This window comes from Methylobacterium sp. OAE515 (assembly GCF_041806315.1).
Lineage (GTDB): Bacteria > Pseudomonadota > Alphaproteobacteria > Rhizobiales > Beijerinckiaceae > Methylobacterium > Methylobacterium tardum.
The window spans coordinates 213,271-224,397 of the sequence record NZ_JBGMUV010000002.1 but is presented as its reverse complement, the minus strand read 5'-3'; the positions used below and the strand labels follow the sequence as shown (position 1 = coordinate 224,397).

8 protein-coding genes and 3 pseudogenes are annotated in these 11,127 nt (G+C 60.3%); 4 read left to right on the top strand and 7 right to left on the bottom strand.

Going from position 1 to position 11,127, the window contains the following annotated elements:
• The first annotated feature begins 526 nt into the window (after positions 1 to 526).
• On the top strand, positions 527 to 1,798 hold the full coding sequence (locus ABIE45_RS31310; RefSeq protein WP_373622938.1) for an OprO/OprP family phosphate-selective porin: 1,272 nt from the start codon (positions 527 to 529) through the stop codon (positions 1,796 to 1,798).
• A gap of 68 nt (positions 1,799 to 1,866) precedes the next feature.
• Here the strand turns inward: ABIE45_RS31310 and ABIE45_RS31305 are convergent.
• The 3 genes and pseudogenes from ABIE45_RS31305 to ABIE45_RS31295 form a co-directional block, all read right to left on the bottom strand.
• Positions 1,867 to 2,161, bottom strand: a pseudogene (locus tag ABIE45_RS31305) (transposase); the annotation flags it as partial.
• Between the two features lie 54 nt (positions 2,162 to 2,215).
• A protein-coding gene (locus ABIE45_RS31300; RefSeq protein WP_373622937.1) for an IS630 family transposase occupies positions 2,216 to 3,162 on the bottom strand; the annotation gives its coding sequence in 2 pieces (ribosomal slippage) (positions 2,216 to 2,814 and positions 2,814 to 3,162; 948 coding nt in all).
• Between the two features lie 569 nt (positions 3,163 to 3,731).
• Positions 3,732 to 4,298 carry a helix-turn-helix transcriptional regulator gene (locus ABIE45_RS31295; RefSeq protein ID WP_192711629.1) on the bottom strand — a complete coding sequence of 189 codons (567 nt, stop codon included), beginning with the start codon at positions 4,296 to 4,298 and terminating at the stop codon, positions 3,732 to 3,734.
• 734 nt (positions 4,299 to 5,032) lie between these two features.
• Here ABIE45_RS31295 and ABIE45_RS31290 point away from each other — a divergent pair.
• A complete protein-coding gene (locus ABIE45_RS31290; protein WP_192711628.1) occupies positions 5,033 to 5,764 on the top strand; it encodes a winged helix-turn-helix domain-containing protein in 732 nt (243 codons plus the stop codon).
• Between the two features lie 67 nt (positions 5,765 to 5,831).
• Here the strand turns inward: ABIE45_RS31290 and ABIE45_RS31285 are convergent.
• Both ABIE45_RS31285 and ABIE45_RS31280 read right to left on the bottom strand, forming a co-directional pair.
• A pseudogene (locus tag ABIE45_RS31285) lies at positions 5,832 to 6,104 on the bottom strand (IS5/IS1182 family transposase); the annotation flags it as partial.
• Between the two features lie 214 nt (positions 6,105 to 6,318).
• Positions 6,319 to 7,260 (bottom strand): LysR family transcriptional regulator, encoded by a 942-nt coding sequence (locus ABIE45_RS31280; RefSeq protein WP_373622936.1) that lies wholly within the window; start codon positions 7,258 to 7,260, stop codon positions 6,319 to 6,321.
• A gap of 36 nt (positions 7,261 to 7,296) precedes the next feature.
• Here ABIE45_RS31280 and ABIE45_RS31275 point away from each other — a divergent pair, with 36 nt between their 5' ends.
• Complete coding sequence (locus tag ABIE45_RS31275; protein WP_192711627.1) at positions 7,297 to 8,007, top strand: SDR family oxidoreductase; 711 nt, start codon at positions 7,297 to 7,299, stop codon at positions 8,005 to 8,007.
• Positions 8,008 to 8,059: 52 nt separating this feature from the next.
• On the top strand, positions 8,060 to 8,323 hold the full coding sequence (locus ABIE45_RS31270; protein WP_192711626.1) for a 4-oxalocrotonate tautomerase family protein: 264 nt from the start codon (positions 8,060 to 8,062) through the stop codon (positions 8,321 to 8,323).
• 113 nt (positions 8,324 to 8,436) lie between these two features.
• Here the strand turns inward: ABIE45_RS31270 and ABIE45_RS31265 are convergent.
• A pseudogene (locus tag ABIE45_RS31265) lies at positions 8,437 to 8,670 on the bottom strand (IS5/IS1182 family transposase); the annotation flags it as partial.
• 1,202 nt (positions 8,671 to 9,872) lie between these two features.
• A protein-coding gene (locus ABIE45_RS31260; RefSeq protein ID WP_192711625.1) for an IS3 family transposase occupies positions 9,873 to 11,110 on the bottom strand; the annotation gives its coding sequence in 2 pieces (ribosomal slippage) (positions 9,873 to 10,750 and positions 10,750 to 11,110; 1,239 coding nt in all).
• Positions 11,111 to 11,127: the final 17 nt, after the last annotated feature.

Genomic DNA, 11,127 nt, shown 5'->3' with positions numbered 1-11,127 from the left:
TTCGCCGCTGCACGGGCCAAAGCCGATGCCATCGTCCGCAGCATGCTCATGGTCGTTGCAAACATTCAGGTCCGCGGACAGGAAATAAACGATTACATCGCAGCTGAGTTGCATGTTGGCCATGTCTGCACCTCTCGCGGCATTCGATGTAGCGCAATCAAGGCTCGGCAAGTGCTAGGGCGGTCCGTCCCGTATTGCGAGGATCGGCCGTGCTAGCGAACGAGCCCCTCTTTCAACACTGCCGAGCAAGTCAATGCGTTTCGCAAAAAGCCAATTCTACAAGGCTCACGGCTCGTTAGCCACGATAGCCCGGCCTGCCGCTCAGACAGGAAGTCCGCTCACGAACCTCGACGCCTTTGCCCTTGATCTGTACGTGGACTGTTACTTTCAAGCCACCGCGAGCCGGGCAAAGCAGCTACACGACTGATGAGAGATGACTTCGCGGATGCGAAGCTAGATAGTCCGTCACACGCTTCCCTGGTCGAATATTAACATGTACTATATATTTCTTAGCAACTGCAGCCGGTTGACCCCTGCAACGATCGGCCTTGCTGGGTTGGTAGGCTCCGTCCATCCTGGATTGGCGGCGGAGATTGAAGCACCTGCCCCTTCGCTGCCGCACTTCGCACAGGTCGATCTTGGCATATCGGGCGTGACTCTCGACGAGAGAGGTATCACGGTGACGTCGCCGGACGATGCAGTTCGGCTCCGCGTCGGCGGGCGGCTGCAGCTCGATCCCGCTATCGGCGGTACCAGACCGCGCTTAGCCAATGGGTTCGGCTCCAACATCGAAGTCCGGCGCGCTTGGGTTGAGACTTACCTCTCCGCCAACAACGTTATCGATCTCGCCTTTCAATACGACCTCAACACCGACCGCACACCGATCAACGATGCAGCTATCGCCTATCACGGCATTGATGGGCTGGTGATTTCGCTAGGTAATTTCAAGGAGCCGTTCAGCCTTCAGCAGCTGATCAGCGACAACAATACGACCTTTGTTGAGCGTGCCCTGCCTGACGCACTTGTCCCGGCTCGCAACACAGGCTTCGCTATCGCAACCTACGGTGATCGCTGGACACTGACCGGGGGGGTGTTCGCGGGTAACATAAACACTGGGATTGAACTCGGCGGCGTTGCTGGAACTATGCGGGCAACCTATGCACCAATTTTGAACGACACTGAAGTCTTGCACTTCGGTGTCGCCGGTAGCTTCCGCTCCTACGATGAAACCGGCCGCGGTCTCTCTTTCTCCACTAAGCCCGAGGCCTTCGTTTTCCAAAGCTCGCTCATCAATACGAGCACAATCCGTGATGCGGCCAATCTAGCGCGACTTGGGGCCGAGGTGGCTTATCAAAATGGGCCACTCCGCATTCAAGGAGAGTACATCCGAGCCGACGTCGGGCGGAGCGACGGCCTCGCGAGGGCAAGCTTCGGGAGTGGCTACCTCGAGGGCGCCTGGATCATCAATGGAAAGGGGCGCCGATACACAGTTAATACCAATTACGGCGCAGATCTGGCGATCTTCAAGGGCGTTCAAGTCGGCGAAGCGGAACGGGTGACTCGAGGCGGCGTGGGCGTGTTCGAACTGGCAGCCCGCTATAGCATGCTGAACCTCAGTGACGGCAGCGTAAGGGGCGGGGTCGAGCATGACTGGACCGCCGGCTTGAATTGGTATCCAGACAGGAACATCCGTCTCATGGCCGACTACATCCTTGCGAAGGTCGACGGCTCGCCGCCCGCTAGTCACAGAAACATCAAGGCGAACATTGCTGAATTCCGACTACAACTCTATTGGTAAGCAAGGTAAAATCCTGGCAAACCTAAATGAAAGCCACAAAAGGACGTTTACGGTTCTGCTTCCAAAATTTATTCGTCAAGACCATTTTCGATTTGATCGAGATCGTATTCTGCGACCGCAAAGAAATTGGCACTATCATCTGACGTGATGGTGTCGACGAGCCGACCGATGGCTGCTCACAATCCCTCGATGGTACGCTCGGCTGCCTTGCGCAGGAGCGCCTAGAGCTTTGAGAAGGCCATCTCGATCGGCTTGAAGTCGGACGAGGAGGGCGGAAGGAAGAGCAGCCCGGGCGCCGGCTGCCTCGATGGCCGCACGCACGGCCGACGGTTTGTGGCCGCCAAGGCCGTCTATGACGACAACGCGCTGGAAGCGAGTTCGGGCACGAGCGCGCTCTCGACCTAGAGCGGCATCCGATCAGATTGCATCGTATCCTGCAGCGGCAAGGTAGGCTCGACATTCAGCTGGCGCTAAGCGGGTTAGGCTGCGGTGTATGGTGTCCCAGAGGTCTGGGATGGTTCGCGCCGCGGCGCAGCGCAGCAACGCCTTCAGCTTCGCAAAGGCCATCTCGATCAGGTTGAAGTCGGGCGAGTAGGCCGGGAGGTAGAGCAGCCGGGCTCCCACCGCCTCGATCCGCTCGCGGACGCCGCTGACCTTGTGAGCCGGCAGGTTGTCCATGACGACCGTGTCGCCGGGCTGGAGCGTTGGAGCGAGCACGTCGGCCACGTAGGTGCGGAAGGCCTGTCCGTTCATGGCACCGTCCAGCAGCCAGGGTGCGGTGATGCCGCTGGTGCGCAGACCCGCCGTGACGGTGGTTGTTTTCCAATGGCCCTGCGGCACGCTCATCCGGCAGCGTTCGCCCCGTGGAGCGCGCCCGTAGCGCCGGGCCATGGCGGTGTTGACTGCGGTCTCGTCGATGAACACGAGGCGATCCGGGTCGAGGTCGAGTTGGCCCTCGAACCACGCCTCGCGCGCAGCTCTCACGTCCTCCCGGTCCTGCTCGGCCGCGTGGCCTGTCGTTTTTTTCGCGAGATGCCGTGGCGCTTGAAGAAGCGCGAGAGGCTACTCTGAGCCACGCAGATGCCGTGCTCGGCCAGAGCCGCATGGAGTTCGTGCAGGTAGATGCCGGGCTGCGCCTCGTAGAGGGAGACGATCAGGTCCGCCTGGGCCTCGATCTGGTGCGAGCGCTGATCGCCGCCCATCGGCTTGGGCGCGACGTGGCCCTCACGGGTGAAGCGCTCACACCACCGACTGGCGCTCGCCAGGCTGACCCCAAAGCGTTCGGCAGCTTTGTGCCGGGAGGCGCCGGCCGCGATGGCACCGACCACGCGCTGACGCAGATCGACGGACAGGGCTGAGGACATCGGCGCTCTCCTTCGCCGACCAACCCTTCACCTCGCCAGGCGTTTCATCACGCTCGGATGGTGCTCTAAGTCCGGAAAACGTCGCGGTTGATCTGCCTGTTCGTGTCTTCCAGTCCCAAGACCACGGGTCCGCGTTGCGCGAATGCGTCGATGCGGAGCCGATGCGAAGCCGTAGCAAGATATGGCGGCCATTGCGTGGGCACCTCGCGGCTCTTCGAAGATACCGCGAATGTTCCCGAACCGCCACTCCTGCATGCGGCCCGTGATGCGAAGGACCCTCGTCAACGTGCGCCGCTCCGGCGCGAGGCTAGCCCCATCTGCACGTGTCACCATGAGCAATGCACGAACGAACGGCTCACTGCGAGAGCACACCTTTTCCGCATCAGAAAGGGGACTTGCGCCTCCTCGGGCACCGATATGTCCATCGCCCCGTCCCGACCCGATCGGGAGCGGCTCTAAGAGCGTTTGGAAGCCACGACGGCCGGCTTTGCTCGCCAATGACCGTTACAAATGGCAAGGTCACTCGGGCCGCCGTCTGATACCAATCCGCCGCGCTAAGACTTGGGCATTCACGGAGGCGGGTCGTCGGCAATTTCATCCCAGAAGTCCCGGCATGCCTCAGCCAGTCTTATCCCGAGCCGCAGAGGTGCCATCCGACGTGTCCGGTCAATACGCTTACCGTTCGCGACCTCGATTGAGGCGTAAGTTTCTAAACGGCTGCGATATAAATTCGCCTGCTTACGCGCAAGCGCCGACAATTCTTGCTCCGTCATGAACTCACCGAAGAAGAGCTGTAACACTGCCATATCGTGCATTTCAAAAATATCGTCCGGCGGCACCTGCAACCAAGTCACGAGCGTTTTTCGTCCAGCTTCTGTCAATGCGTAGCGTTTCCGGCGACGTCCGCCATATTCGTCTTCCCGTGAAAGCAGCCCAGCTTTTGCCAGCCGTTCCGGCTCTCCATAAAGCTGCGAATGCGGAAACGGCCAGAAGTAGCTGACTGAGCGTTCCGCCGCTTTTTTCAGATCGTATGGGGTCGAAGGGCCCCGCAGGCCGATCATCCCAAGCACGAGGCATGAGACGGGACCAAGGCGCAGCTCGACGCCAACTTTGTTCACGGATTCGTCAGCAGACATAGTTCGAATCAGACCGTATGTTTCGGATCTAAGGGCGAGGCTGGCTAGACATGGCAGAAGCCATTCAACGGACGCTGCGCTACAAGGGTTTAGCACATGAAAACGCGGGTTTGGCCAACCACGGCCATAGCCTACACCGGTCGACCGATCGAAGCCGTCCTCGACCGAACGGTAGGTGAAGCACCTCGAGCAGCAGCTGAATTTTGGCCAGATTGCCGAGCGCTTATCGACGTGAGCCCTTCCGAAAGCGCCAGCCAGCGATTGAAGTTCGCCGATTTACCGGAACAAGCCGTGCGCTGCTCGCCCGATTTGCGCCGGGCGACCACGTCGCCATTGGGCAGCCTATGGACCTGAGTGTATCTTCCTCATGTTCGGCGCAGAGCTAGGAGATCTTATTCTTATTCCCGCAAATTCAGTCAACCCAGAAGAATAAATCGGCGCTTCCTTTCGATTTTTAGTGTGAGCGCGATCCCAATTCCCTGCATGAAAGAAACTTAACTACCAGATCCGCGGTTTCGCAGCCAAAATAGTCAGATTTAATATAAGCGGACACTCAATAATTAGTCCCCAATGAGTAAAGACCTTCAGAATGATTTAGCTTTCAATTAACGCGATATTTTGGCCGAAATTCAATCAGTATAAGTCCTATTTTTTTAGATTTGACACAGAACTGAACCCAGCCTGAGTTTTGATGCGTGGTACGGCAAACGACCCAACAAATTCCTGGAAGGACCATGAAGCTTTTGCTCATTGATGAAGATCTCGACATCCGGCAACAAGTGGCAAAGCATTTTGCTGATTACGATGTCGATTTGGTTGCAGTAGCGGACACAGCCACCGCCCGCAGAGTGTCATCAGGACTTGTGCTAGATTTAATAGTTTTGGATCTTACTTCAGCGTCTCGTTGCAAACTCGATGTGGTAATTAAAACTCTGCGGGATTTCAAGCTTCCGGTCATAGTGACCAATCGCTACCATGTTGATGAAGACGAAAAGATTTCGACTCTGGAGGCTGGAGCTGACGACTTTATAATAAAACCATACAGTCCAAGAGAATTATTGGCGCGCATTCGCGTCATTCTCCGGCGATCTGCAAGCGCGAAATACGATCTTAATACTGCAATTACAGCAGATAACAAAAAACGGCGATACAGCTATTTCGGGGAATGGAAGTTAGATCGACTCAGGCGCCGCGTGATCGGATCTACCGGCAATGAAGTTTCTTTGAGTAGCAGAGAATATACTCTTCTTCTGGCCTTTCTAGATGCGCCGCAGCGGCCTCTTAGTCGAGAAACTCTGATTCAGTGGACCCGCGTTCACGAGGATGTATCTGACCGCAGTATTGATGTAACAGTCCTAAGGCTCAGACGCAAGTTTCAGCTGTTTTCAAGTAGTACAAATGTTATCAAGACTGAATGGGGCGCCGGATATATTTTCTTATTGGCGGTCACTCACGAATCGCGATAAATAGAGTTTCAAAAAAGTTTATTCGCATTGGAAAAAGCCGGAGAGTCCGTCCGAGAAGTCAGGTGGATTAGGCGAGGCGTCTGACAAGGATCATGACGGTTGCGGCATGGAGGAAAGCATTGGCGGAGGCGAGGGTCGCTTTCGGATCCTTCTAGAGGCGTCGGTTGCGGCTGATCTATCCAAAGAACCGTTCAACGACTCAACGGCCGGGATGAACAGCATAGCGGACCTGATCCGGCGGTTTACGTACGATCTCGACGGCGTTGACCATCGCAATTGCTGGCTTGTCGCGGGCATAGCCCGCGTTGGCGAAAGCTTTGATGATGAACGGGAAGGTCCGTGCCATTCAGCTCCCACAGGTCGTCCACGCGCATGTTGCCGCACACATTAGTCGGCAGAAGCGGTTCGATCGCCGCTCACGCCGCATTTGTCAAATCAAATCGCACCATCAAGACCTTCCTGCTCAGAGTCCTAAAGATATCGCGGCTCAACTATGCCAGCCGTTATTGTTTAGCGACTAGTCCGTGCCTACGCGTCGAGGCTTCAAGAGGGGTTCATAGAAACAGACTACGATCTTGCTCAAACATATTGGTTAATTCATCGCCGACGGTGCGGATCCGCGGGTCCTTTCTGTCGCGACTGCGCGTGAGCAGGAAGACATCCTTGCTCGGCGGTACAGGCCCGAACGCGGTGATGCGCAAGAGCGGGTCGTTACGCCCGATGTAGTGGGGAAGAAGCACAAGCCCGGCACCCGAGCGCGCGGCGATTGATTGTGCGAATTGATCGTGCGCTCGGAAGGCTATACGCGCGCGTGGGAAATGGTGCGTCATCCAGGCCGCCTCGGGCAAATACGCATCTGCCTCATCGAACCCGATGAAAACCGGATTGCGGCCCGTCTCGACCAAACGGCAGGCTTCCTCCGTGCCGTAGAAGCCGTAGCCGACGGTCGTGAGGGGACGCGCGACCACGTCGCCATCGACTGGTCGTCCGAAGCGGACCGCGAGGTCCGCCTGATGGCGCTCCAGGCTGACGGAGCGATGGTTGGCCGCCAGGTCGATATTGAGCCTGGGATAGCGGGAGGCCAACGTAGCGAGGCGCGGGGCGAGGAAGCCGTTCGACATCGCAGGCGATGCGTTGATCCGCACCAGACCGCTCAGGCCTCCATCCACGGCGCCGCGAGCGAGGATCTCGGCCGCCTGTTCCATGTCGCTGGCCGCTTCAAGCGCGTGCGTACCCACCGGCGTCAGGACATACCCCTCGGACCGTCGCTCGACGAGCTTCTCGCCCAGGCTCTCTTCGAGGGAGCGGAGCCTCCGTGAAACCGTCCCGTGGTTCACGCAGAGCGTTCGGGCCGCCGCGGACAAGCTGCCATGCCGCGCGAGCGCCAGGAAAACTCGCACGTCTTGCCAATCGAGTTCTGTGCGTTTTTTATCAGCCATTGATCGAAAATAGCGAATTCTTTGGCTGACGTCAGCGCCGTACATGCTGGCGGGCAAGGCGGCCCCGCACTCGGCCACCGAGGAAATACAGCCATGTCGGACGTCAAGAAGGTTGCCATCGTCACCGGGGCCTCGCAGGGGCTCGGCGAGGGCATCGTGCAGGGCTTCCGGGCTCGCGGTTACGGCGTCGTCGCGACGTCGCGCTCGATCCAGCCCTCGACCGAGCCGGACCTGGTGACGGTCGCCGGCGACATCGGCGACCCCGAGACGGGCAAGCGGCTGGTTGCGGCGGCGCTGGAGAGGTTCGGCCGCGTGGACACCCTGGTGAACAACGCAGGCATCTTCATCGGCAAGCCGTTCACCGAGTACACCGAGGAGGACTACCGGCTGAAGCTGAGAACCAACCTCGACGGCTTCTTCTTCACGACCCAGCAGGTCATCCCGGTGATGCTCCAGCAGGGCAGCGGCCACGTCGTGCAGATCACGGCGTCAACGGCTGAATTCGCCAGTTCGCTTTCGCCCGCTTTCATCGCCATGCTGACCAAGGGCGGGATGAACTCGGCCACGAAGAGCTTGGCCATCGAGTATGTCAAGCGCGGCATCCGCGTGAACGCGGTCGCACCCGGTGTCATCATGACGCCGATGCACTCGCCGGAGAACTACGATGCCTTGGCCGCCTTCCATCCCATGAACAAGGTGGGCGCGATTGAGGACATCGTTCGCGCCGTGCTCTATCTTGAGGACGCTGCCTTCACCACCGGCGAGATCCTCCACGTCGACGGCGGTCTGATCGCCGGCCGCTGATCCATGCAGGGGGAGCGCACCTGGCGCCCCCCCGTTTGTCTTGGAGAGCCACATGCCAATCGTGAATGTTCTCGTGACCCGCGAAGGGACCAGTCCGGGCGCAGACCGCACCACAGATGAGCAGAAAGCCGCCGTCTACAAGGGCATCGCGGACTTGCTTTTTGACGTAATGGGCAAGCCGCGCGAGGATACGACCGTCATCTTCCACGAGCACGAGATCGGGGACCTTGGGCAAGGCGGTCTGCCCCTGCGCGACTACCGTGCATCCAGAGCGGCATCCAATCAGACTGCGTTGCAGCCAGCAGCAGCTAGATAGGCTCTCTAATCCGTCGGCGCGAAGGAGTTCGTGCTCTGCCGTGTGACGCCCGGAGGCCCCGGATGGTCCGCGCCACCGTGCCGCGCAGACAACCTTTCAGCCTCTTAGAGCGCCTAACAAAGCCATCGTTCGATGAAGCGCCAGATGATGAGGGCTGCGGCCAGCGTCGAGAAGGCGAGATGGATGTCGGCCCGTCGCTCGTAGCGAATGGCGAGGCGACGGAACTGGGCGAACCACGCCAGGGTCCGATCGACGACCCATCTGTGCCGTCCCAGCCGCTGGCTGCTCTCGATCCCGCGCCGGGCGATGCGGTGCTGGATGCGACGGCGGGTCAGCGCCTGACGACAGCGGCCTGGCAGATGCTGTGTTATCCTGAGCGGCTTGGATATCGCCCGACTTAGAGGTTCCTGGCGCGGCCAGAGTAAGCCGCCGAGCAGTTGGCGCCTCGGTGCGTGTCTCGATCAGGCCAGACAGCACCTCGGCCTCGGCCTCAGTGACCCTCCCCTCCCCATAAGCGCGCCAGAGCAGCGCCGTCACCTGGGGCAAGGTGAGTTGGGTGGCCGCTTCGATCGCGCGGCGGATCTCCTCTGCAAACACGTGTCTCGGCCCTTATCCACAGGGCCACAGGGGGACGTTCGGCGGCGCAGGCTGTGCGCTCCGTTCAAGACAAGCCGGTATCGTCGCGGGAATTGGCGTTCCCGCTTGACGCCAGGGGCGTCTTCATGGCTTGTGAGGGAGTGTCAGCGGCCTCACAGGCCATTTCGATTTTCGACGGGCTCCTCGTTTGGCGACGGGGGGCCCGTTGGCTTTTCAGGGTCCTACTGCGGCGGTTGCTCTCCTGAATGGCCGGCTCACGACTCGCCGAGGCGAGCATGGCTGGGACTACCCATGTCGGCCGGGCGACACGGCTAAGTCAAAGTTGCGGGTGGCTGATGACGTTCTTCTTGCCGTCCCGAGCCACCCCATATTTTGACAGCCGCCTCACGTCGTTCGATGAACGTACCGCGCATGCCGCTCTGCAAGACGAGGATATGCGGCTAGTGGGGACTAATGCCACGACGGCCTTGGAGTTGGTGCATAGCGTCTCCGCCAAAAGCTCCCCCCGATTGAGCCGAGGGACAGGCCTCGTTCACCTTATAGAACGGACGGCCAAGATTTTTGACGCTTCCTAGGAACCAGACAGCTTCCTGACAGCTGTCTGGTTCCCGTAGTCGAACCTTGGGCAGCCCTCCGATTGGTGTTCAGCCAAACACACCAGAGGGGTCAGACAGCTTTCCGAAAGCCATCAGCTATCCGACAGCTTTCTGGTGCCAAACAGGCGTTGCTAGGTTAACGTGATGCTTACCGCTTAGCTGGCAGCTTCCCGGAACCGGATAGCTTTCCGACAGCTTCCCGGCACCTAACAGCCGTCCGGTAGCTTCCCGAAGCCAGACAGCTTCCAACGAGGTGTCTACGCCTGTCATCACATTCTCATCGCCCAAGGGGGGTGCCGGCAAAACTACAGCTGCTGGAGTGCACCCTGTTTGCCCGGACAGGCAGCGGGGTGGGTTTAGGCAGTCCGGCTGAGGAACTCTCGGGGTGAGAGCATGCGCAGGCTGGAGTGCGGGTGGATCGTGTTGTAGTCCTCGAACCAAGCCGGCAGAAGCCGCATCACGGTCTCGGCGTCGGCCAAGATCGCCAAGCGGGCATAGTCGCGCTTGAGCGTCTTCACGAACGCCTCCGCGATGCCGTTGCTCTGCGGCGAGCGCACCGGGGTGAACAGCAGCCGTAGACCAAGCGCGGCGGCCGTCTGCGCTGTCTCCTTGGCGATGTAAGCGGCGCCGTTGTCGGACAGCCACTCGACCGGGTGCGGGGTCTTCGTCGCGCCGAACCGGCGCTCGCAGCAGGCGATCATCAGGTTGCAGACCATCTCGGCCGAGACGCCTGCCGTGATCGCGGACCATGCCATGATCTCGCGGTCGCAAGCGTCGATGGCGAACAGCACGCGGACGATCGCACCGTCCCGGCAGCGCAGTTCGAGGTGGTCCGAGCACCAGCGCACGTTCGAGCGCAACGCCACTACGATGCCGTCATGGGTTCGGCCGGGACGGCGGGCGGTGTGTGGCGCGAGGGTGAGCCCATTCGCCCGCAGGATGCGCAGCACCCGCTTGGCATTGACGCTCGCCTCGCCGCGCGAGTGCAGCACACGGTTCACCAGCGCGGTGACGCGGCGATAGCCGTAACTCGGGCGGGCATCGACGACCGTGCGGATCGTCGGCAACAGCAGCGCATCCTCGGGCTTGCGGTAGGGACCGCGCGGCTGGGCGGGGCGGCTTAGGCGCTCGGCCAGGTGGGAGCGGGCCACACCGAGCGTGTCGGCGACCGCCTTCACCGCGAACCGCCCGTCGAACCGCTCCAGGAGGTGAGCGGCGAGGTCGGTTTTTTTGCGCGCGCGAGGTCGAGCGCCTCCTTCAGGATCTCGACCTCCATTGTCTTGCGCCCGAGCAGGCGTTCGAGGTCGCGCACGCGCCGCTCCAGCTCGCGAACCCGGCTGGTTCCGACGACCTCCTCGTCGGCGTGCACGGCCTGATGGCCGCCCTCCAGCATGCGCCGCTTCCACGAGAACAGCAGGCTGGGCGAAATGCCATAGCGGCGGGCGACGAACGACACGGACGAGCCGGGCTGCTGACTCTCCTCAACGAGGCGGATCTTCTCGGTGGTGGACCAGCGACGGCGACGCTGAACGCCGGTCAGGATCTCGCCGTGCACCGGCGGGGTGGTCGGATCGGATGACATAGCCTTACCCATAGGCCAACGCCTATGCC

Excerpts from the sequence above, each read along its gene's own strand:
- ABIE45_RS31290 (WP_192711628.1), top strand. The coding sequence starts at position 5,033 with ATGAAGCTTTTGCTCATTGATGAAGATCTCGACATCCGGCAACAAGTG.
- ABIE45_RS31295 (WP_192711629.1), bottom strand. The coding sequence starts at position 4,298 with ATGTCTGCTGACGAATCCGTGAACAAAGTTGGCGTCGAGCTGCGCCTT.
- ABIE45_RS31275 (WP_192711627.1), top strand. The coding sequence starts at position 7,297 with ATGTCGGACGTCAAGAAGGTTGCCATCGTCACCGGGGCCTCGCAGGGG.
- ABIE45_RS31270 (WP_192711626.1), top strand. The coding sequence starts at position 8,060 with ATGCCAATCGTGAATGTTCTCGTGACCCGCGAAGGGACCAGTCCGGGC.